This is a genomic window from Methylotenera oryzisoli (assembly GCF_004661485.1).
Classification (GTDB): domain Bacteria; phylum Pseudomonadota; class Gammaproteobacteria; order Burkholderiales; family Methylophilaceae; genus Methylotenera; species Methylotenera oryzisoli.
The window spans coordinates 53,628-76,027 of sequence record NZ_PQVH01000010.1 but is presented as its reverse complement, the minus strand read 5'-3'; the positions used below and the strand labels follow the sequence as shown (position 1 = coordinate 76,027).

20 protein-coding genes, 1 tRNA gene and 1 riboswitch are annotated in these 22,400 nt (G+C 47.9%); of the genes, 10 read left to right on the top strand and 11 right to left on the bottom strand.

Features of this window, described 5'->3' with window-relative positions:
- Positions 1-7: 7 nt before the first annotated feature.
- Both C3Y98_RS08520 and C3Y98_RS08515 read left to right on the top strand, forming a co-directional pair.
- Entirely contained in the window at positions 8-904 is an 897-nt protein-coding gene (locus C3Y98_RS08520; protein WP_135278143.1) for a hypothetical protein, read from the top strand.
- Between the two features lie 33 nt (positions 905-937).
- The gene (locus C3Y98_RS08515; protein WP_135278141.1) at positions 938-3,826 is read left to right on the top strand and encodes a valine--tRNA ligase; all 2,889 of its coding nucleotides are present in this window, start codon (positions 938-940) and stop codon (positions 3,824-3,826) included.
- 122 nt (positions 3,827-3,948) lie between these two features.
- Here C3Y98_RS08515 and C3Y98_RS08510 read toward each other — a convergent pair whose 3' ends face one another.
- The gene (locus C3Y98_RS08510) at positions 3,949-4,182 is read right to left on the bottom strand and encodes a sulfurtransferase TusA family protein (protein WP_135278139.1); all 234 of its coding nucleotides are present in this window, start codon (positions 4,180-4,182) and stop codon (positions 3,949-3,951) included.
- A 33-nt stretch (positions 4,183-4,215) separates the two neighbouring features.
- The gene (locus C3Y98_RS08505) at positions 4,216-4,551 is read right to left on the bottom strand and encodes a rhodanese-like domain-containing protein (RefSeq protein ID WP_135278137.1); all 336 of its coding nucleotides are present in this window, start codon (positions 4,549-4,551) and stop codon (positions 4,216-4,218) included.
- Positions 4,552-5,246: 695 nt separating this feature from the next.
- On the opposite strand from C3Y98_RS08505, the gene C3Y98_RS08500 reads away from it, so the two are divergent.
- Complete coding sequence (locus C3Y98_RS08500; RefSeq protein ID WP_245234346.1) at positions 5,247-6,755, top strand: alkaline phosphatase; 1,509 nt, start codon at positions 5,247-5,249, stop codon at positions 6,753-6,755.
- A gap of 315 nt (positions 6,756-7,070) precedes the next feature.
- Positions 7,071-8,696 (top strand): SulP family inorganic anion transporter, encoded by a 1,626-nt coding sequence (locus tag C3Y98_RS08495; protein ID WP_135278133.1) that lies wholly within the window; start codon positions 7,071-7,073, stop codon positions 8,694-8,696.
- 39 nt (positions 8,697-8,735) lie between these two features.
- Here C3Y98_RS08495 and C3Y98_RS08490 read toward each other — a convergent pair.
- A tRNA-Phe gene (locus C3Y98_RS08490) sits at positions 8,736-8,811 on the bottom strand.
- A 170-nt stretch (positions 8,812-8,981) separates the two neighbouring features.
- Here C3Y98_RS08490 and cobT point away from each other — a divergent pair.
- Genes cobT through cobC form a run of 3 tightly spaced genes read left to right on the top strand, consistent with a single transcriptional unit; the run spans position 8,982 to position 11,421 of the window.
- Positions 8,982-10,055, top strand: coding sequence for a nicotinate-nucleotide--dimethylbenzimidazole phosphoribosyltransferase (gene cobT, locus C3Y98_RS08485; protein WP_135278131.1), 1,074 nt, complete (start codon positions 8,982-8,984; stop codon positions 10,053-10,055).
- Positions 10,052-10,855 (top strand): adenosylcobinamide-GDP ribazoletransferase, encoded by an 804-nt coding sequence (locus C3Y98_RS08480; RefSeq protein ID WP_209308772.1) that lies wholly within the window; start codon positions 10,052-10,054, stop codon positions 10,853-10,855. The genes cobT and C3Y98_RS08480 overlap by 4 nt, the downstream gene beginning before the upstream one ends.
- Positions 10,855-11,421, top strand: a complete 567-nt coding sequence (gene cobC, locus C3Y98_RS08475; protein WP_135278215.1) for an alpha-ribazole phosphatase — start codon at positions 10,855-10,857, stop codon at positions 11,419-11,421. The genes C3Y98_RS08480 and cobC overlap by 1 nt, the downstream gene beginning before the upstream one ends.
- Before the next feature lie 90 nt (positions 11,422-11,511).
- Here cobC and cobD read toward each other — a convergent pair whose 3' ends face one another.
- Complete coding sequence (cobD, locus tag C3Y98_RS08470) at positions 11,512-12,486, bottom strand: threonine-phosphate decarboxylase CobD (protein WP_135278129.1); 975 nt, start codon at positions 12,484-12,486, stop codon at positions 11,512-11,514.
- Positions 12,479-13,447: an adenosylcobinamide-phosphate synthase CbiB gene (cbiB, locus tag C3Y98_RS08465; protein ID WP_135278127.1), complete on the bottom strand. Its 969-nt coding sequence runs from the start codon at positions 13,445-13,447 to the stop codon at positions 12,479-12,481. Before cbiB ends, cobD begins: the two co-directional genes overlap by 8 nt.
- An 11-nt stretch (positions 13,448-13,458) precedes the next feature.
- Between cbiB and C3Y98_RS08460 the strand changes: the two genes are divergently transcribed.
- The 3 genes from C3Y98_RS08460 (at position 13,459) to C3Y98_RS08450 (ending at position 19,289) form a co-directional block, all read left to right on the top strand.
- The gene (locus C3Y98_RS08460) at positions 13,459-14,922 is read left to right on the top strand and encodes a cobyric acid synthase (protein WP_135278214.1); all 1,464 of its coding nucleotides are present in this window, start codon (positions 13,459-13,461) and stop codon (positions 14,920-14,922) included.
- Between the two features lie 187 nt (positions 14,923-15,109).
- A riboswitch (cobalamin riboswitch) is annotated at positions 15,110-15,341 on the top strand.
- A gap of 293 nt (positions 15,342-15,634) precedes the next feature.
- Positions 15,635-17,755 carry a TonB-dependent receptor gene (locus C3Y98_RS08455; protein ID WP_135278125.1) on the top strand — a complete coding sequence of 707 codons (2,121 nt, stop codon included), beginning with the start codon at positions 15,635-15,637 and terminating at the stop codon, positions 17,753-17,755.
- Positions 17,756-17,792: 37 nt separating this feature from the next.
- Complete coding sequence (locus C3Y98_RS08450) at positions 17,793-19,289, top strand: PepSY domain-containing protein (protein ID WP_135278123.1); 1,497 nt, start codon at positions 17,793-17,795, stop codon at positions 19,287-19,289.
- A 78-nt stretch (positions 19,290-19,367) separates the two neighbouring features.
- On the opposite strand, the gene C3Y98_RS08445 is transcribed toward C3Y98_RS08450, so the two are convergent.
- From C3Y98_RS08445 to C3Y98_RS08420, 6 genes are read right to left on the bottom strand one after another with little or no spacing between them, the layout of a single operon-like run.
- Positions 19,368-19,580 (bottom strand): RNA-binding S4 domain-containing protein, encoded by a 213-nt coding sequence (locus C3Y98_RS08445; RefSeq protein ID WP_135278121.1) that lies wholly within the window; start codon positions 19,578-19,580, stop codon positions 19,368-19,370.
- Between the two features lie 17 nt (positions 19,581-19,597).
- Positions 19,598-20,125, bottom strand: coding sequence for a bifunctional adenosylcobinamide kinase/adenosylcobinamide-phosphate guanylyltransferase (gene cobU / locus C3Y98_RS08440; protein ID WP_135278119.1), 528 nt, complete (start codon positions 20,123-20,125; stop codon positions 19,598-19,600).
- Position 20,126: 1 nt separating this feature from the next.
- Positions 20,127-20,933, bottom strand: a complete 807-nt coding sequence (locus tag C3Y98_RS08435) for a cobalamin-binding protein (protein ID WP_135278117.1) — start codon at positions 20,931-20,933, stop codon at positions 20,127-20,129.
- Entirely contained in the window at positions 20,930-21,595 is a 666-nt protein-coding gene (bluB, locus tag C3Y98_RS08430; protein WP_135278115.1) for a 5,6-dimethylbenzimidazole synthase, read from the bottom strand. Before bluB ends, C3Y98_RS08435 begins: the two co-directional genes overlap by 4 nt.
- Complete coding sequence (locus C3Y98_RS08425) at positions 21,595-21,927, bottom strand: DUF2149 domain-containing protein (RefSeq protein ID WP_135278113.1); 333 nt, start codon at positions 21,925-21,927, stop codon at positions 21,595-21,597. Before C3Y98_RS08425 ends, bluB begins: the two co-directional genes overlap by 1 nt.
- Positions 21,928-21,959: 32 nt before the next feature.
- On the bottom strand, positions 21,960-22,397 hold the full coding sequence (locus C3Y98_RS08420) for a MotA/TolQ/ExbB proton channel family protein (protein WP_135278111.1): 438 nt from the start codon (positions 22,395-22,397) through the stop codon (positions 21,960-21,962).
- Positions 22,398-22,400: the final 3 nt, after the last annotated feature.

Below are 22,400 nucleotides of genomic sequence, written 5' to 3'. Positions count from 1 at the left end.
CAGTGTTGTGCGCTTGCGTAGTTACTATTTAAACCCGCTCGCCCTGTGTGTCTGCCTTGGGCTGGTGTTGGCAGGCGTGTACATAGATTACCAGGACGGGCAAGCGCACCAACTGCCGATGCTGTTCGCTGTGAGTGCCTTGGTTGCCATATTTGCCTGGGCATTTAACTACAAAAGATTGCTGGCAATATCCGAGGTGCCAATTTCAACCATTGCGTCGGCGGCTCAAGGCTATGTGGAATTGTTTGGCAAGTCCAGACAGCGCTTGCCCATGCGCAGCCCAATCCAAGGTGCAGATTGCGTTTGGTTCAGGTTGTGGGTGTACGCCCGCGATAGTAACTACATGTGGCGCTTGCAAGATTACCAAGTCAGCGAGCAAGTGTTTGAGCTGCATGATGATACCGGTGTGTGCTTGGTAGACCCTAAAGGCGCGGATATTTATGCTGCAAAACGGCATGTAATTACGCAAAATGGGCACCGCTATATTGAGGATGTACTGTTTGCGGATAAATCTATTTACGTGCTGGGTGATTTAGATGCCGGCACGCAAGCCCATACCGAGGCTGAAATCCACCATGAGGTTGGCAAGCTGCTCACACAATGGAAGCAATCTAAATCCAGACTGTTGCAGCGGTTTGACCTGAACCGGGATGGTGAAATTGATATGCTGGAGTGGGAGCAAGCACGCGAACAGGCCTATACCGATATCAAGCGTCAGCAAAGCCTATTGCTTAAAAGTGAGCAGCATTTGATTGCTAAGCCCCAAAACAATCGTCTATTTGTGATATCAGGCATTACTCCGCAAGCGCTGAGGCAGCGCTATCGTTATTGGGCGGTTGTGCATTTTTTAGTATTTTTCGGAGCGGGTCTGTTTTCTTTTGTAGCGAGTTACCTCGCGATATAACAGCAGGTTTGCCCTGTGATAAAATGCTAGGTTATGACAACTGACCATTCGACACAGAATATGCAAGAAAACAAAGAGCTAGCCAAATCATTCGACCCTAAAACCATTGAAAGTAAATGGTATGAATTCTGGGAGGGGCAAGGCTATTATGGCGCTGGCTTAGATACCGCCAAGCAAGATAATTTCTGTATTTTACTTCCCCCGCCTAACGTGACCGGCACGCTCCATATGGGGCACGGTTTTAATCAGACCTTAATGGATGCATTAACACGCTACCACCGTATGCGTGGCGACAACACTTTGTGGCAGCCAGGTACCGACCATGCCGGTATTGCTACCCAAATCGTGGTGGAGCGTCAGCTTGATGCACAAGGCGTGTCACGTCATGATTTAGGCCGTGAAAAGTTCTTAGAAAAAGTATGGGAGTGGAAAGAGTACTCAGGCGGTACCATCACTAAACAAATGCGTCGTTTAGGTACCTCGCCGGATTGGAGCCGCGAGCGCTTCACCATGGATGAAGGCCTCAACAAAACAGTGACCAAGACCTTTGTGCAACTCTATAACGAAGGCCTGATTTATCGTGGCAAGCGTTTGGTGAACTGGGATGTGAAGCTAGGCACAGCGGTGTCTGATTTAGAAGTGGTGCAGGAAGAAGAAGACGGCTTCATGTGGCACATCAACTATCCACTGGCAGATGGTTCTGGTCATTTAACGGTAGCGACAACACGTCCAGAGACTATGCTGGGTGACGTGGCAGTGATGGTGCATCCGGAAGATGCGCGTTATAAACACCTGATTGGTAAAACTGTGCAGTTGCCGTTGTGCAACCGTGAGATTCCTATCATTGCTGATGATTATGTCGATTTGGAGTTCGGTACCGGTGTAGTGAAAGTGACGCCAGCGCATGACTTTAACGACAATATGGTCGGCCAACGTCAAGGTTTGGATAAAATCGTTATCCTCAATCTGCAAGGGTTTGTGCCTGCCGCAGCAGAAGTTTGGGCGGCGGATGGTGCTAGTAAGCCATCCATCCAGATGCCAGCAAATCTGATTGGCTTGGAGCGCTTTGCTGCACGTAAACAAGTGGTGGCAGACCTAGAGGCACAAGGCTATTTGGTTAAGGCAGAAAAACATAAACTCAAAGTGCCGCGCGGTGACCGTACTAATGTAGTGATTGAGCCTATGCTGACCGATCAATGGTTCGTTGCCATGAGCAAGCCTGCGGCTGACGGTAAATCGATCACGCAAAAAGCATTGGACGTAGTGGAGAGCGGCGAAATCAAGTTCTACCCTGAGAACTGGGTAAACACTTACAACCAATGGCTCAATAACATTCAAGACTGGTGTATTTCCCGTCAGTTATGGTGGGGGCACCAAATCCCTGCTTGGTACTCTGATGACGGCAAAGTCTATGTGGCGCATGATGAGGCTGAGGCCAAGGCTCAGGCGGCTAAAGACGGCTATGCCGGTCAATTGAAACGTGACGATGATGTGCTGGATACATGGTATTCATCTGCCCTATGGCCGTTCTCTACCTTGGACTGGACCGGTGATGCAGAGAAGGATGCTGCGAATATTGCCCTACAGCAGTACTTGCCATCTTCTGTATTAGTCACAGGCTTTGATATTATTTTCTTCTGGGTGGCGCGTATGGTGATGATGACCACGCATATCACTGGCAAAATTCCGTTTAAGCACGTGTATGTACACGGCTTGATTCGCGATGCCGAAGGCCAGAAGATGAGTAAATCTAAAGGCAACGTGCTAGACCCGATCGACTTGATTGACGGCATTGGTCTGGATGAACTGATTAAAAAACGCACCACAGGTTTGATGAACCCGAAAGATGCGGAAAAAATCGAGAAACGTACACGTAAAGAGTTTCCGGAGGGGATTAACGCCTATGGTACCGATGCGCTACGCTTTACGTTTGCAGCATTAGCTTCACCTGGCCGTGACATTAAGTTTGATTTACAGCGCTGTGATGGCTACCGTAATTTCTGCAATAAATTGTGGAATGCAACGCGCTTCGTACTAATGAATACCGAAGGCCAGGACAATGGTTTTGGCCTTGGCAGTTGCGTAGAAGGTGGCCGTGTGTTCTCAGCCGCTGACCGCTGGATTGTGAGCATCCTGCAGCGCACGGAAGCTGAGGTTGAGCGCGCGTTTGAAGACTACCGCTTTGACTTAGCTGCAAAAGCGATTTACGAGTTTGTGTGGGATGAGTACTGCGACTGGTACTTAGAGCTAGCTAAAGTACAAATGCAAAATGGCAGTGAGGCAGAAAAAATCGGCACACGCCGTACTTTACTGCGCGTGCTGGAAACCATCTTGCGCTTAGCGCACCCTATCATGCCATTTATTACCGAAGAAATTTGGCAAACAATCGCGCCAATGACGGAAAAGCATGGCGCCAGCATTATGTTGGAAACTTATCCTAAAGCGCAGCCAGACAAATTGGACGAGGCCTCTGAGGCTTGGGTGGCGCAGTTAAAACAAGCTGTGGATGCATGCCGTAGCTTGCGTGGTGAAATGGGTATTTCCCCAGCGGCACGTGTGCCATTATTTGCTGCGGGTGATGCCGAGGCATTGGCTGCCTACGCACCTTACCTGAAAGCATTGGCTAAGCTGGAGGATGTGGCGATTGTTGCTGAGTTGCCAGAAGCGGATGCGCCGGTGATGCTAGTGAATGATTTTAAACTGATGCTAAAAGTTGAAATCGATGTTGCGGCAGAAAAAGAGCGCTTAGGTAAAGAAATCGCGCGTCTGGAAGGTGAAATCAATAAAGCCAATGCAAAACTTAATAACGAGAGTTTTGTGGCAAGAGCGCCAGCAGCAGTGGTAGAGCAGGAAAAAGCACGTGTGGCCGATTTTAGTGCCAGCTTGGATAAACTGTTAAGCCAGTTAGCTAAGCTTAAGTAGCGCTGTCTTGTATGTAGCGCCGCATGATGCGCCGATTCATTCGGTAGCAAGTGCGGCGTTTTTTATGTTGCTAAGGACTGTTGAGTCAGGGTTTAAAAGCTAATCACTAGCAGCGTAGATTGTTAGCTCACACGTTTTTTAATGTAAAACGTAAAAGCCGTTTCGTCTTCTTCTAATAATAAAAGCTCATGCCCGGTTTGTACGCAAAAGGCATTAAAGTCTTTGACCGAGCCTGGGTCGGTTGAGATGATTTTTAGCACTTGCGTAGGTGCCATGTCGCTGAGGCCTTTTTTGCAGCGCAAAATTGGTAATGGGCAGTTTAGGCCGGTGGCATCGACTACTTTGTCAAAATCCATAATGGTTTTCCTGTGTTACTTAAAGCGGGGTGGTTATTTAGATTGAGCGTTGATTTGTACAAACGGATAGCCCGCCCTTGCCCAAGCCAATACGCCGCCCGCTAGATTATAGACGTGCTTACAGCCCTTACTGGCAGCAAACGCTGCCGCATGCGCTGAGCGCACACCGCTATGGCAGTAGAACACGATGGTTTCCGCCTTGTTGAGTGACTCATATTGAACCGGGAGCATGGCTAATGGAATATGCACTGCGTGTTCAATCACGCCACGCGCTACCTCGTCATCATTGCGTACATCTACGAGTAGAAGTGATTTTGTGTTGAGCATGACCGATAAGTCATGTGCGTCAATTTCATTGTAAGTGCTCATTAAATAAACCTGAATTAACTAATAAATTAAGTGGCTAAGAACCCGTATTTTTATGCCTGCATTCAATAAAAATAAAATGCATTGGGCTTATGCAAGTTTTGATCATTCTCAACGATAGACAAGCTACGGAGTAATTTGTTTAGGTTGACTCGCAAGCAGCATCGCCAATACGCGGCTTGCAGATGATGGATGATGATTCCCATATGGTAATACAAAATATAGCTTCTTGAATATAAAGCGTTAATATTCCTAATATAAATCTTAAAGAAATTCCTCTACGGCGCAGTCGGACTTAATGTAGTGTTGATGGTATCGGTGCTGTGCTCGTCGTCCGCAATCACTGGCAAGCACTGCGTACCATATGACATCACTTAACAATCTTGGTATTTTTGTGTTCAAAATCTCTACGATTAGCCGTTTACTATATGCGGCAGTAACTTAGCAACGCTATCCCCATCGCACCCACAAAGTTATCCACATAAATTGTGGATGTGCCTCAGTGCAGAGTGGTCGGTTGATCTGTGATCAGCAGCCATCACTAGCTGGCAGTCCATATGGTTGTCATAATTTACCCATATGATGGCTATAGGCGTTGAGCCTATGCTTTAGTCCTTGTGTTTAAACACAGATATTATTGAAATTATTTTGTTAAGTGTAGGTTGAGAATGGCAACGATGAATAGATTAAGTTTAATTATGCTTATAGTGACATGTACAATCGGCACCGTGCCGGCTATGGCTGAAAATGCAGAAACTTGGATTAAAGACGGCGAGGCGGCTTTAGCGGCGGCAAAGCGGCTACAACCCGAGCTGGGTCGAGCTAAAAACGTAATATTATTTGTAGGAGATGGTATGGGTATAGCAACCATCACTGCCTCACGTATTTTTGAAGGGCAGCGTAAAGGCTTGGATGGCGAGCGCAATCAGCTGGCATTTGAGTCTTTACCCTATTTAGCGCTTTCTAAAACCTATTCTGCCAATCAGCAAACCTCAGATTCTGCACCAACCATGACCGCGATGGTGACCGGCGTAAAAACGAATGATGGCGGTTTGTCGGTGAATCAATCTGTTGCGCGGTCAGAGCCCAGTAATGCCGTGATACAAGCGAATAAATTAACCACCATTTTAGAAAAAGCAGAGTTGAGCGGCCGCTCAACCGGCATTGTATCAACCGCTCGCATTACCCACGCGACACCTGCGGCCACTTATGCACACACAAGCAATCGAGATTGGGAGGCTGACAGCAATACTCCAGCAGGGTCTGATGTAAAAGATATCGCCGCACAATTGATTGATCGTTTCGGGGAGCGTCAGATTGGCGATGGTATAGAGGTGGTGTTAGGTGGTGGCCGGGTATATTTATTACCTAAAACACAGGCGGACCCTGAATACCCTAGCATCAAAGGTAAGCGTAATGATGGACGTGATCTAACGCAGGAGTTTCAAACTAAATTCAATGCGCACTATGTATGGAACAAAGCACAGTTTGATGCTTTTAATCCGGCCAGCGGGCAGCGGCTATTGGGTTTGTTCGAGCCATCACATATGCAATACGATCATGACCGCCCAGCGGATGCTGCGGGTGAGCCATCCCTTGCCGAAATGACTGATAAAGCGATTGATATATTAAAGCAAAATAAAAATGGCTACTTCTTAATGGTAGAGGCTGGGCGCATCGACCACGCATCCCATGCGAATAACGCTTACCGCACGTTAAGTGAAACCGTGGCATTGTCGGATGCGGTTAGATTGGCTATGCGCAAAGTTGATATGAAAGACACGCTCATCATTGTGACGGCAGACCATAGCCACACGCTGACTATCGGCGGTTATGCTAAACGCGGTAATCCCATATTAGGTAAGGTTGTATTCCCCGGGAGTAGTGCGCCAGAGCAGGCATTGGATGGTCGCCCCTATACAACCATCAGTTTCGCCAATGGCGCAGGCTATTCTGCAGGTGAAAATGTGCATACCCAAACGCCGCGAGCAGGTCGTATTGAGGATATGAGTGCCGTGGATACCGAAGACCCGGATTTTCATCAGGAGGTGATGGTGCCGCTAGCGTCTGAAACACATGCGGGGGAAGATGTGGCAATCTTTGCTGGTGGCCCTAACGCGCAATTGTTTCATGGCATACAAGAGCAAAGTTATATTTATTACGTGATGGAAGATGCGACGGGGCTTGATGCTAAGCGCAAACGCTAGTCTCATGAGTGACTGATATAGACATAAAAAAAGCCCACATTTCTGTGAGCTTTCTAAATTCTGATGGCCGGAGCCAGAATCGAACTGGCGACACGCGGATCTTCAACTGTAAAAATCATTATTTATATAGTGTTTTATGCTCGCCCTCACTCGTCTACGCTCGCCAAGAATTGTCGAAGTTTTCACGTTTATAATTCTGTATGAATTAGGTCAAGTTGAAACATCTAGTCAAAACGCTTTATTTAAGCATATTCCGATAAAAGTTTAGGTCATGTTAATATAATTCTCACTTCATCTCAGTTTGAACCACCTAACATGATTGCAATACTCGAAGCAAAACGTGCAGGTTTGTTATCCAAAGAGTATTGGCTTAACAATATCTTAGCTGGAGTGATTGTCGGGATAGTAGCGTTACCATTAGCCATGGCTTTTGCAATTGCATCTGGCGCAAAACCGGAGCAAGGCATTTATACAGCAATTGTGGCAGGTGGTCTTACTTCTCTATTTGGTGGTAGTCGTTTGCAGATTGCAGGGCCGACAGGCGCCTTTATCGTTATTCTATCGGGAATCACCGCAAAGTACGGCATTGAAGGTTTGCAGGTAGCAACTTTAATGGCAGGAGTGATGCTCATGCTGATGGGGTTGGCGCGGCTAGGTGGGGTTATTAAATACATTCCCGATCCAGTCATTGTCGGTTTTACCAGTGGTATCGGCGTGATTATATGGGTTGGTCAATGGAAAGACTTTTTTGGATTATCTCCAGAAACGGGAGCAATACATTTCCACGAAAAGTTCTGGCACCTGATTCAGGCATTTCCTAGTATTCACTTGGCAACTACAGCGCTTGGGCTGTTGACTCTGGTAGTTTTGCTCGTTTCTCCATCTGTAATTAAACGTATACCATCACCATTAGTGGCAATGGTGGCAGCAAGCATTGTGCAATGGTTATTTCAGTTCGAGAATGTAGCCACTATCGGAAGCACTTTTGGGGGAGTTCCACAAAGTCTACCGCAGTTTGAAGTGCCCTCATTAACATTTTCTGAAGTGCTACAACTTATTGGACCAGCCTTTACAATTGCTTTATTAGGGGCGATTGAGTCTTTGCTATCCGCAGTTGTTGCTGACAGCATGGCTGGTACCAAGCACGATTCCAATCAAGAGCTGGTAGGTCAAGGCATCGCCAACATTTTTTCACCGCTGTTTGGTGGGTTCGCTTCCACAGGAGCCATTGCCCGCACTGCTACTAATATTCGTAATGGTGCTACAAGTCCTTTAGCGGGTATTGTGCATGTATTAACGCTTTTGGGCATTGTGCTTTTATTTGCCCCACTGGCCTCACATATCCCGTTAAGCGCACTCTCTGCCATTTTGTTTGTTGTGGCCTACAATATGAGCGAACTCCACCGCTTCACGCATATGGTAAGAACGGCACCCAAGCCAGATGTGGCAGTATTGCTTATTACATTTCTGCTTACTGTTTTTGCTGATTTGGTCATTGCCGTCAACATAGGCGTTATGCTGGCTGCATTGTTATTTATGAAGCGCATGTCAGAAACTGTCAGTATTGAATTACAGAGCAATGAAGTTTTAAAGGAGGAGATAGAAGATAGGAACTTCATATTGCCCCCCCAAACTGTGGTGGTTGCAATGGATGGGCCGTTTTTCTTTGGCGCTGCTGAAAGGCTGGAGAGTGCATTGGAATCCGTTCATGGTCACGCAGATATTCTTGTCATGCGTTTAGGCAGAGTGCCATTTATTGATGCAACTGGGCTTCAGTCTTTGTGGGATTTGATGGGTACATGTAGCCGACATAAGACCAGACTGGTGCTATGCGAGGCAAGACCTAACGTGTTGGAAAAGTTAAAACGAGCTGGCCTTGTCGAGAAAATTGGCACTTGGAATGTGCTTGATCACATTCATGAGCTTGTTGCTGGCCAGTAAGAAAAAAGGGCTTAGCAAAAGCTAAACCCTTTTAAATTCTGGTGGCCGGGGCCAGAATCGAACTGGCGACACGCGGATTTTCAATCCGCTGCTCTACCGACTGAGCTACCCGGCCTTTCTTTACTGCTACAGCGTTCGGTTTAATCGCTGCAAGGCGCGCATTATAGCAAACTAAATTGTAATCTGACAAAGATATTTTAAGATTTTCGTATATTTATTTTTAATACTGAAGTTTGTATCTGCTTTGCGTGATATCTAGGTGGCTCTCATGTAAAATCTTTCCCTATGAATTTAAACACAAATTTACCAAAAATCGGGTCATTGAGTCAGTCGTTACAGGCGGCGCTTGTTGATAAAATTAATCATAAAACTAAACCGTTAGGTGCTTTGGGGCAACTGGAGGCGGTGGCTTTGCAGTTGGGTTTGATACAACAAACCCTGACGCCTCAGCTATCTAACCCCACATTGATGGTATTTGCAGGTGATCACGGGGTGGTGAATTCCGGGGTTAGCCCTTATCCGCAAGCCGTTACTGCGCAGATGGTGATGAATTTCCTGCAGGGGGGCGCGGCAATTAACGTGTTTGCGCGTCAGCATAATATGCGTTTGCGGGTGATTGATGCTGGTGTTAATCATGATTTTGACGCGAACACAGATTTGATTCATGCCAAAGTGGCGGCGGGTACAGCCAACTTCTTGCAAGAGGCTGCTATGACTGCAGCACAATGTCAGCAAGCGCTGGCAACTGGGGCGTCGCTGGCAAAACAAGAAACTGCCGCCGGCTGTAATGTATTTGGTTTTGGCGAGATGGGTATAGGCAATACGTCTTCAGCCAGCTGTTTGATGAGTGTGTTATGCGGTATCCCGATTGAGGAATGCGTGGGGCGCGGCACAGGTTTAGATGACGCCGGATTGGCGCAGAAACGATCTATTCTGAAGCAGGCAGTAGATTTTCATGACCTGAGCGCTGATAGTGCGCTGGATGTGCTGGCGACTTTCGGTGGCTATGAAATTGCAATGATGGCTGGTGCAATGCTAGGTGCTGCTGAGCAGAACGCAGTATTGTTAATTGATGGCTTTATTGCAACCGCGGCCTTGTTGGTGGCTGCGCAGTTGCAGCCCAATATTTTGCAGTATTGTGTATTTACGCATTGCTCGGGAGAGGCTGGACATCGTCGCTTGTTAGCATACTTAGATGCCAAGCCGCTGCTAGATATTGGATTGCGTCTTGGTGAAGGTACAGGTGCGGCCTTGGCTTATCCTTTGGTGCAGGCTGCGGTTAACTTTATGAACGAGATGGCCTCATTTGAAAGTGCTGGTGTGAGCACTGCTGAGGCGGCTGTTGGGGACGTTGCGTGATCAATTTTCTGCGTAACGAGCGACGCTATATGTTGTTAGCGGTTGGTTTCTTTACGCGGATTCCTGTTCCGGTGTTTGGCGACTTTCATCCTGATGATCTGAATCGAGCAGCCAAATATTTCCCATTGGTGGGGATTCTTGTCGGCTTGATTGGCGCAGGCGCATTTGCCTTTGCAAGCAAGGTCTTGCCACAGAGCCTTGCTGTGCTGGTGAGCATGGCGATGACGATTTATATCACCGGTGCATTTCATGAGGATGGGCTTGCCGACAGTGCAGATGGTTTAGGTGGTGGTTGGGACACCGAGCGCATATTGGCCATTATGCAAGACTCTAGGCTGGGGACTTATGGAGCCATTGCTCTGTTTTTTGCGCTATTGACGAAATATCAGCTACTTAATGCATTGCCCGCTTACTTTTTACCATTTGTGTTAGTGATTGGCCATGCGTTTAGCCGCTTATGTGCGTTATTGATCATGACCGATTTAGATTATGTGCGTGAGAGCGGTAAGTCAAAGCCGCTGGCAACTAAAATTAAAGCGCCGGGCTTGCTGGTTGCTGTGTTTTTTGGCTTGGCGCCGATTCCGCTATTGTATTTGAACTTTTCACCTGTGTTGTTGAGTGCTACCGATTGGTTGTGGCTAGCAGCTTGTTGCTTAACGCCGGTGGTGTTTGTTTGGGTTTGGTGGCGCAACAAAATCAAACGCTGGCTTGGTGGCTATACTGGCGATTGTTTGGGCGCGATGCAACAAATGACTGAGTTAGCTTTTTACTTGGGCTTGCTTGTGTGGGCGCAGCAATGATGAATTTACATTTGATTCGACATACTTCCTTGGATATTCCATCTGGTGTTTGTTATGGACAGAGTGATGTGGATGTTTCCGCTAATTTTGCAGTAGAGTGCAGTGCGTTAAGCGCAAAGTTAGATGGCATACAGTTTGATGCGGTCTATGCTAGCCCGTTGCAGCGTTGTACCAAGTTAGCGCAAGCGCTTAATTTGGGGCAAGTACAAGAGGATGCGCGGTTAAAAGAATTGCATTTTGGTGACTGGGAAATGCAACCATGGGATAGCATACCGCGTGATATATTTGATGTTTGGGCGCACGATTATGCACATCTGTCGCCACCTAATGGCGAGAGTTTCACCCAGCTGTATCACCGTACTAAAACGTTTACAGAAGAAGTGAGTAGTCGCTTACATGGAAAGAACGTCGCGGTTGTGACGCATGGCGGGGTGATACGTGCAATGTTGGCAGACGCCCTGAATATACCGTTAAAAGGCTTATTCCGTTTGGTGATTGACCACGCTAGCGTGACACAAATCACCCTCAGTGACAGCGTGCCGAGGATACAGTTTGTTAATCGCTAAGGCTGTGAATATAAGCAACTCGTAGTGAGTACAATCGTAGTTTTGGCAAGTAAGTTCAGTAGCTAACCGCTGTCTGCAAGACTTTAATGATTAGAGATTCTGTAGAGCCTGTTCCAGTTGTTGCCAACGATTGTCGTCTGGTAAGCCAAATCTTAATGCTGGCTGCTCAGTAAATTTTCTAACCCAAACCCCTTGTTGTGCCAGTTGGCTGTGTATGTGGTTGGCAGCCTCAGTCGCAATATATTGAAATAGTGCAGTCCCGCCGGCTGGCTTTAAGCCATATTGCGTTAGCAGGCTTGCCAAGCGCTGACTATTGTTTGCTAACGTTACTCTGGTATTTTGCTGCCATGTGCAGTCTTGTAGTGCTCGCATGGCAATGTGGCGGCTGGCGCCTGCAATTGTCCATGGGCCTAGTTCCTCTTTTATCTGTTGTAGCTGTGCGGGCGCTGCAAGCAGAAAGCCAACTCTGGCGCCGGCTAACCCAAAAAACTTGCCTAAGGAGCGCAGTACAAATAAGCCGTCTACATGAGTGTGCTTGGCAATGCTGTATTCTGGTGTTGCATCCATAAATGCCTCATCCACAATCAGCCATCCACCGCGTTTGGCTAGTGTTGCATGTAGCTGCAGTAAGTTTTGTGGTGCAAATTGTTTCCCCGTGGGATTGTTGGGGTTGCAAACCAATACTACGTCGGCGCTATTGATTACATCTGCATCATTTAAATCACTGAAGCGTACTACTTGATGACCATAGCGCTGCCAAGCGTGTGCGTGCTCTTGGTACATGGGGTTAAGCATGGCAACTTTGCAAGCAGACCTCAGTTTTGGCAAGGTTTGCAGTGCTGCTTGAGAGCCGCTGGTCGGGAGCAGCGCTTGGCAACCATAATATTGCACAGCGGCTAAAATCAACCCATCGTCATCATTCGGCAGGTTGTGCCATAAATGTGCTGGAATCTCGGGGATAGGATAATGGCAGGGGTTGATGCCTGTTGATAAATCCAGCCAGTTCTCCAGCGGGATTTTATACTGCGCCACAGCGGCGCTTAAGTTGCCACCATGTTCAAGCAAGGGTCAGGCTTCCTTTAATATGCATCAAGATAGATACCGCAATAATCACTAAACACCATAGCGCGATACTGCGTTTGACTAGCTTGGTCGCGCTTAAAATATGTTGCGTATTGGCTGATGCGCCCATGCCTAGCGTAGGCCGCTGCTTGGTTGTGCCATGATACACGGCATTACCACCGAGCTGCACCTGTAGCGCGCCTGCGCCTGCCGACATGACCGGCCCTGCATTGGGGCTGTACCAAGTGCTGGATTGTGCCATCCAGCATTTTAATGCACTTTGGGTATGGCCGCATAAGGCGTAACTTAGCGCGGTGAGGCGCGCTGGGATTAAGTTTAAAATATCATCTAAACGCGCGGCAGCCCAGCCAAAATATAAAAAACGCGGGGTTCTGTAGCCCCACATGGCGTCTAATGTGTTGGCTAACCTGAACAGCACAGCGCCCGCGCCGCCAAATAATACAAACCAGAGAATCGCGCCAAATATGGCGTCATTACCATTTTCCAGTACTGATTCTACCGTGGCGGTGGCAATTTCAGTTTCGTTTAATTGCGAAGTGTCACGGCTCACAATCATGCTAATGGCATGCCTAGCCTGCGGCAGGTCGCCCTCTGACAGCGGGGCGTGTACTTGTAGTGCATGCTGGCTGAGGCTTTGTGCACCGATGGCCAAATAAAGCAAAGTAACATCGGCCAGCCATGCAAACGGGGTATGTTGAGCAAGGTAGCTGACCGCGGTAAACGGCAGTAATAATAAAAGCCATGCGCTCAGCCCTGCCAAACGGGCAAGGCATGGCCACATGTTGCGATTGAGCGCATGTTCTATTTTGTTTGCCATCCAGCCAAAACCGACGAGCGGGTGCCAGCGCTTAGGCTCGCCTAGTAGCGCATCTAACAAAACCGCAGTAATCACCGCTAGGGCTGTGCTATAGATGCTGATAATGGGATAATAATCAAATGACATTTAAATCACTTATGGTTCAGGGAACGACATCAGATGCCGGCAAAAGTACGCTGGTTGCAGCGATATGCCGTGTATTGTATCGCAGAGGCGTTAAAGTAGCCCCATTCAAGCCGCAAAATATGGCGTTAAACTCAGCGGTGACGGTGGATGGTGGCGAGATAGGGCGTGCGCAGGCCGTGCAGGCGCAAGCTTGTGGGTTAGCACCGCATACCGATATGAACCCGGTACTGCTTAAGCCCAACTCGGATACTGGCTGTCAGGTGATCGTGCATGGCAAGGTCGCGTGCAACTTGGAGGCCATGAGCTACCACGCTTATAAGCCAACGGCCATGCGTGCCGTGCTGGAATCTTGGGAGCGATTAAAGTCGCAATACGAGTGTGTGGTGGTAGAGGGCGCAGGTAGTCCGGCTGAGATTAATCTGCGAGACCGTGATATTGCCAACATGGGCTTTGCTGAGGCAGTCGATTGTCCTGTGATTTTAATTGCAGATATTGACCGCGGTGGTGTATTTGCCCACATTGTAGGTACTATGGCTTTGCTGTCAAATAGCGAGCGGGCACGTGTGATTGGCTTTGTAATTAACCGCTTTCGTGGCGATATTGCCTTATTGCAACCTGGGCTGGATTGGCTGACTCAGGAAACTGGTAAACCGGTATTAGGCGTATTGCCGTATTTGCATGGCTTGCATATCGAGGCAGAAGATTCTGTGCCTGTTAGCCAGCAGGTAACGGCAGGAGCTAAGCGTGGACGCCTCAAAGTAGTGGTGCCAGTGATTCCCCACATCAGTAATCACACCGATTTTGATGCACTGCGTTTGCACCCTCAGGTAGATTTCCAGTTTGTTAAAATTAACGAAGAGATTCCATCTGCTGACCTGATGATATTGCCCGGTAGCAAGAACGTACGAGGAGACCTTGAGTTTTTACGTGCCAACGGTTGGGAGCAAGCGCTCACTCGCCATTTGCGCTATGGCGGCAAGGTCTTAGGCATTTGTGGCGGTTTCCAGATGCTGGGAAGAGATATCCATGACCCTTATGCCATAGAAGGAAATGCTGGTTCTAGCCTTGGCTTGGGCTGGCTAGACATGGAAACTACTTTGGAGCGAACCAAGCAATTAAAACAAATATCCGGACATTTGGCGTTTACGGATGCGCAGGTCGCTGGCTACGAAATTCATATGGGCGTGACAACTGGCGCAGCACTTAACACGCCAGCACTTTATCTTGAAAACCGTCCAGAGGGAGCAATGTCGCCTGACCAGCAAATTGCCGGTACCTATTTGCACGGCTTATTTGACCACAAAGAAGCATGCGCAGCTTGGCTGGCATGGGCAGGCCTGCATGCAGACCTGCACTTTGATTATGAGCAATTTAAAAACGACGAGCTGAATCGCTTAGCTGATTGTGTAGAGCAGCATTTGGATTGGAATGCGATAGGATTAACAATTTCCAAGCCTGCCAGCTTAGCCTTTTAATGTCATTGTGAGGCTTTACAACGGCCTTTGTGACTGTAAGCAGAATGTGGCTATAGAGAAAGTACTTACTGAGTACTTTTTTTGTCGCTTATCTTAATATCTCCGCTATCTCTGCAAACAGATGGCATCAGGCAACTTGCATCTTATTGATATTTTTATCAAAACTTGACTTTAACCCCCTAAAAATCTAAACTGCGGCGATTAAGGTTTAGCTAGAGTTTCACTCTGGTTGATTAATAGGGAATCTGGTGCGGCGCATTTGACGTGAAAGTCTTTGTGCTTATTCCAGTACTGCCCCCGCAACTGTAATCGGATAGTTTGTTCGCACCCTTAGCCACTGAGTCGTTAGATTTGGGAAGGCAGCGAATCAGGCCGCAACCCGAGAGTCAGGAGACCTGCCTTGATGTAGTCGTAATGTTTGAATTAGGGCGGGGCGTCCTGAGTAAAATGGCGAAATAATTATTTCGCTTACACATTAATATATTCACAGAGTATCCCAGTGGTTATCAAAGAGTCCTTGGTTGATTTGCCTCACCAGCAAATGTGGCTATGCGCTTATGCATGAATCAGCATGCATGTGCATATGATCGTCGGCTTAGATATCGCTTAGTCTGTCTATAGTTACTGTCCTGCTCCTATTCAAATACTACTGCAAAACGTACATGACGGTTGGTCATGTTGATTTGAATGCGTATCAGGGAGTATAAAAATAATGCTTAAAAGCAATCAATTAATCACTGCGGCTGTTATGGCTGCGTTGCCGCATCTGGCTCTGGCTGATGAAGCGGCAGTAGAGCTCATGGAGGTGAGCGTTGAGTCTACTTTGGATCGTGGAAATGCACTTAACCTTAAACAGCCCAATAGCACGGCGAGCAGGTTAGGCCTGAAAGCGATTGAAGTGCCAGCCAGCGTGGAAACACTAGAGATAGAAACCATCCGCATGCGTGGAGATATTAATATCCATGAGGCGGTTTCTCGTACCACAGGTATTTCTGATATCAGCAACCTTGGCTCTGGCGTGGCTTACTCTGCACGTGGCTTTACTGGTAACGATTCTGTAGGGCAGGCTGAAGATGGTATCCGTTTGCTTACCGCTGCAGGCACCCTTACTTACCCATCTGATACTTGGGGCTACCAACGTGTTGAAGTACTACGCGGGCCGGCTTCTGTTATGTTTGGCGATGGCACGGTGGGAGGTATTGTTAACAGCATACGTAAAGCGCCTAGTCGCGACAGCTCACTGCAGGCACTGGTTGGCACTGGCTCACGCGGTGAATATAGGGCCGCAGTGGGTGGCACCGGGGCTGTGGGTGAAATTGGTGCATTTAGGGCAGATGCCTCGATTACCGGAGGCAATGGCTATGTAGACCGTGGTGAACATGATAGTCAGAAAATCATGACCAACTTGCTACTTAGCCCCACAGATAAGCTGCGCATTAACGTTACCTTTGATCACTCAGATGAATCACCGACCCGCTATACCGGTATTCCATTACGTAATGGGCGCATAGACTCATCATTACGTAAGGAAAACTACAACATTAGCGATGATAAACAAAGCTTCACTGAAGACCGTTTACGTGCAAAAGTTGAGTGGGAATTATCTGACGCGCTTAAATTAAGTAATGTGAGCTACTGGTTTAATGCGCATCGCCATTGGCGCAATGTTGAGTACTTCTCAATTGATAACGCCAGCAATACGGTTGACCGCTCTGGCTACACTGAGATTAAGCATCAGCAGAAACAAATTGGTAACCGCTTTGCGTTGACTTCAATTGCAGATGCTTTTGGCCATAAAAACCGTTGGTCTGCAGGCTATGAAGTCGCGCGTGTAGATTTTAAATATTTTGACAATTTCTATCATGACAACGACCCTAGCAGTAACGTTGCCATCAAGAACTTTACCCCTGGTTACTTCCAGACCATAGACCCTACTGCGCTGGACTTTGTGTCTAAAACCGTACAGCAGTCTTTATTTGTAGAGGATGCCTTTGATGTTACCAATCAGCTCAAATTAAGTGCTGGTTTGCGTCAGGATTGGATTAATGTAGACCATGAGAGCCGCCTGACTACGGCGAGTACAGATAAAGATTACTCACCGTTTTCTTACAGGTTAGGTGCGGTTTACCAAACTACGCCAAACACCGCATTCTATGGCCAGTATAGTCAGGGTTCTGACCCGGTATCGTCTATTGTGACGTTAAGGCCAAGAAACAGCGCATTTAAACTAACGTCAGCACAGCAAACTGAGTTTGGTGTTAAACACGCGCTACCTGAGGGTAAGGGTGAACTGACTTTTGCGGTTTACCATATTGCAAAAGATGACATTATCACGCGTGACCCAAGTAACCCAACGCTCAGAGTGCAGGGCGGCAAGCAGTCATCACGCGGGGTTGAGCTGTCTGCAACCTTGTTCCCAGTGAATCATTGGCGTACTGATTTGAATATGGCTTTGCTTGATGCGCGTTACGATGAGCTGGTTGAATCTGTGGGTGACCCTGCTGTTAGTGTTTCTCGTGCGGGTAAAACACCAACCGACGTGCCTGAAAAAATAGCCAACGCCTGGGTTTATTACCAACAAGCAAGCTGGGAGGCTGGTGTAGGTGCACGCATGGTGGGTAAACGTTATGCAAATAATGCCAACACTTCTACCATGCAAGGCTATACGGTCTATGATGCGAGTATTGCATGGCGCGTTCACCCAAAGGCTACGCTGAGAGGCAATTTACGTAACCTGACAAATAAACTCTATGCGCCGGTCTCATACGATACGCAGCAATTTATTTTAGGCGAATCTAGACGTATTGAGCTTACTGCTGAGTTGGCTTTTTAAGTACTAGGTTTATGATGATTAACCATAAAGTTGTGATGTGAAGCTGCGTTACTTACATCTGACGCATCGTTGGCTAGGTATTGGGCTGGGGCTGTTTATATTGCTTTGGTTCTTATCTGGCCTCGTGATGTTGTTTGTAGCTTATCCGCAGCTTACCTCGGCCGAGCGGTTAAGCCATTTGGATGATTTAGCACTGCAACAGGTAAAGCTTGATGTGGCGCAGGCATGGGCGTTAACGGGCAAGCAAGGTGAGCCGGAACGCGTCAGGTTAGCCATGCGGGAGCATAGGCCTGCTTACTATTTCTTGCAAAATGGGCTGTGGCTCTCGGTGTGGGCGGATGCTAGTCCAAATGAGCACATACAGGTTAAGTCTGTTCAAGACAAACCTATTAAAGATAAATCCAATGAAACTGCAAAAGCAGAGGCTACGAGAATTGCAGAGCAATTCCAAGGCAATGCAAAAGCAATGGCAGTTACATTGATTAATCATGACCAATGGTCTATTTCTTCTAGCTTGAATGAGCACCGACCCTTATACCGTGTTGCGCTGGATGATGCTGAGGCGAGTGAGCTTTATGTTGCTAGCCATACCGGTGAGGTGGTGCTGGATACAAAGGGCACTGAGCGAGCGTGGAGTTGGCTAGGTTCAGTGATTCACTGGATTTACTTTACTCCCTTACGCATGGAGCGAGAGATTTGGCGGCAGATTGTGTTGTGGTTAGCCTTTGCCGGGGTAGTACTGACAAGCTTGGGGTTATGGCTGGGCATACAGCGTATACGTTTTAATCGACGCTATAGCCATGACCGGGTTACGCCCTACCGTGGCTGGGCGCGCTGGCATCATATTGTCGGCTTAAATGCGGGTGTTTTCTGTATGACATGGCTATTGAGCGGTTGGCTTTCTTTAACACCATTCGGCTGGTTTTCAGATCGGTCATTGAGTGCTGAAGAGTCCGCGCGCTGGGCAGGTGCCAAACTGACCGTGCAGGACATGAAGCTGCCATTAGTTTCATCCACAGCCAATCGTTCACTTACTGGTATTAAGGAAATTGAATGGCTGAGATTTGCCGGCCACTCTTATCTATTGACCAGAAATGAACAGCAGGAGTCGCTGATTGATCCCCAGTCAGGTGTACCCGTTACATCATTCTCCGCTGCCGTATTGCAAGCGCAGGCGAGTAAACTTGGCGCCTATGGGGCGGTGGCTTCTGCACACTGGCTTAGCAACGGTGATTTATATTTTAATCAGGATGCACAAATAACACCTAAGGTGTTACGTATTGCGTTTGCAGATGCCTTAAACACCACTTATTACGTTGATGCACGTACTACTAAAATACTGGCATCACAAGATAGTAATAGCCGCGTGTATCGCTGGCTATTTAATGGCTTGCATCGGATGGACATTCCGCCATTGGGTGACAGATTGCTGGCGCGTAGAATCACCATTTTCATCCTGTCGGCAGGTGGCGTGCTACTCACCGTGGCCGGTATCGTGCTAGGCTGGCGCAGAGTGCGCAGAAAGTGGTCATAGCTCACGCTGATAATAGGCAGTAAATAGTAAGTGACCTTATAACGCTCTACTTATAGTTCGCGCTATTTCAAATAGCGCTTACAGCACTTTTACCGTTTGCCCTAAGCACTCTACCACTTGGCCTGAGCGTATTTTTGCAGTGCGTCTGGTTTCAATATTGCCATCCACTTGTACGATGCCATCACTCACCATCACTTTGCCTTGGCCGCCGCTATTGGCAATGCCTGCAAGTTTTAATAGGTTACAAAGTTCGATAAATTCACCTTGTAGTTCAAAAGTCGTTGTTTCCATATTTATCCTTTAAATAGTTACCCTTTAAGAGTAAGAGGCAAGCCTGCTGCAATAAAGCTCACCTTATTAACACACTGGGCCACTGCTTGGTTGAGGCGGCCTTGTTCATCCTGAAACTGACGGTTAATTTCACCTAAGGGCACAATGCCCATGCCCACCTCATTGCTAACCAGCAATATTGTGCCTTCCAGTTTGGGTAAAACTTCTAATAAGCGGCTGCGCTCATGCTGCCATTCTAAATTTTCTGGGCGGTCACAGTCTGGGCATATGCATTGCGCCAGCCATAGCGTGAGGCAATCTACAATAATACAGCTGTCTGCTTTGGCATGGGTTTGCAGCGCTTCAGCTAGGTTAAAAGACTGCTCTACCGTTGTCCAATGCGCAGGACGACGTGTTTTGTGTTGGTCAACGCGTGCGCCAAATTCGGTATCGTACACTTGTGCCGTGGCAATATAAGTGACCGGCTGACCAGATGCCAAAGCCAGTTTTTCTGCAAAGGCGCTTTTGCCGGAGCGTGCGCCGCCTAAAATAAGGTGTGTAGCCATGTTAGTTCCTATTGTTGCTGTGTGCCAAAGCCCATTGCTGGATAATGGCCTGTACTTGTTGCAAGCCGTGGGTAATCAGTGATGGCCCCGGCTGCAAAATATCCGCCGATTTAATTTCAAAGACCAAGCCATTTTTAACGGCAGGAATGGTATCCCATCCTTCTCTAGCGATGACCTGTTCAGGCTGAAACTTTTTGCCGCACCATGAGCCGATGATGATGTCAGGCTGGCGCTCTATCACTTGGCTGGCTTGCACGGTTCTGTCTTTTGCACTGTGAAACTGCGATAGCTCCGGAAAGCAATCCTTACCGCCTGCGATTTCAATCAGCTCAGCAGCCCATTTGATACTGCAAATCATGGGGTCGTTCCACTCTTCAAAATAGACCACTGGTTTTGCTGGTAATTGAGAGGCTGTATCCTTTGCCAGCTGTATGGTATTTTCAAGCTCAGCAATTAGTTTAAACGCTTTCTCCGAGGCGCCAACCAAGCTGCCTACAGTGGCAATCATGTTCAGCATTTGTGCAATCGAGCGCTGGTTAAAGATATGCACTTCTACCCCAGCGCGAATCAGAGATGCTGCAATATCGGCCTGCAGGTTGGAGAAGCCAATCACTAAGTCCGGCTTGAGCGCCAATATTTTATCAATCTTAGCGCTGGTAAATGCAGCGATTTTTGGCTTTTCTTTACGTGCAATGGCGGGGCGGGTGGTAAAGCCGGAGATGCCAACAATACGCGCCTGTTCACCCAGCAGGTACAGTACTTCAGTAGGCTCGGTGGTGAGGCATACAATCCGTTGCGGATATTTCATTCTGTACTTTTCCACTGATTTTCCATCACCATATCCGCAAGTGGCTTGGCCTGTTTCCAGCCGGTTTCTATCAGCATCGGTTCTTTGTAAAAAGAATTGACATGGCCTAGGCATAAAATGGCCACTGGCTTAGCCCCCGTTGGCATATTGAGTAATGTACCTAACTCTACAGGGTCGAAAATAGAAACCCAGCCCATGCCCAAACCCTCAGCACGCGAGGCTAGCCACATGTTCTGTATCGCACAGCTGACGGAGGCAATATCCATCTCCGGCAAGGTTCTACGGCCAAAGATATGTTCCTCACGTTTGTCGCATAGCGTCACCACGATAAGCTCGCCGCACTCTAATATTCCCTCTACCTTCAAACGTAGAAACTCCGCCATACGTGCCGAGTTTTCATGCTCACCAATCGCTTGCGCAGTCTGAACCCGTTCTTTATCGACCAATTGGTGAATTTGACGGCGTGTATTGATATCCGTAATCCGAATAAAACGCCACGGCTGCATTAAGCCTACGCTGGGTGCATGGTGTGCTGCATGCAGAATTTTGGCGAGTACTTCTGGGGCAACTGGTGTCGGTAGAAAGTGGCGCATATCGCGGCGCTCTGCGATGACGCGATAAATCGCCTCTTTCTCATGGTCTGGGTAACTAAAATCTTGCATCAGGGCTTACCTTTTAATCCTTTACCAGCCTCAGCTGTGGATTCAATCAAAAACAACTTGCCCGTTTTCGGGTCGCGATATACTTGTCCGATGGCATCATAGCCATTGCCGGCACTTTGCTCGCCGGTGGCTGGCGCTTCAATTTCACGCCCTTTATTGACTTCCTGCGGGCGGGTGAGGCTGGATTGCTGGCCGGCACTGAGTGCTGCCAGTAAGCCACAGGCGAATACCAGCATCACGTCCACTAAGTTAACTAGGCTGGCACGTGGATCTTCGTCTTCGTGATTAAAACGACCGTTTAAACGACTCTCTAAGCTACGCTTTTTTTGCATGATTTTGTTGGGGCTGAAATCGTCTGAGTAGCTTATTGTGATTCTGTTTCAAGTGACACTAATACATCCTCATACCAGCGGCGGCGGCACTTACCTATCACTAAACCAATAATGCCAGCCAGCAAACCCAATACCGTGGCATCAAATGCCGTGGTGACCGCTTGCGCAAGTAAAGACGGGTTGCCTTGACCTAATGCCGCTAGCCCTGGCCCTAACGGGATAATGGTCGCCATTAAGCCAAGCATCGGAGGTATGCGCGCTAAAAAGTCTGCGCGCTCCAAGCGTTTGCGTGCCACTCTTAGCACTGCTTGCTCGCCAGCGTTACGTAGTTGCTTTAGCCCAAATAAACGCTCGCCAATCGCTAAGCCGGCTTCTAGTACGGCAATCACCACAGCTGCAACTAAGACGATAATCACCGGCTCTAACAGCCAGGTAATGGCGCTATGTAACGCATTTAAGTTAATAGACATATG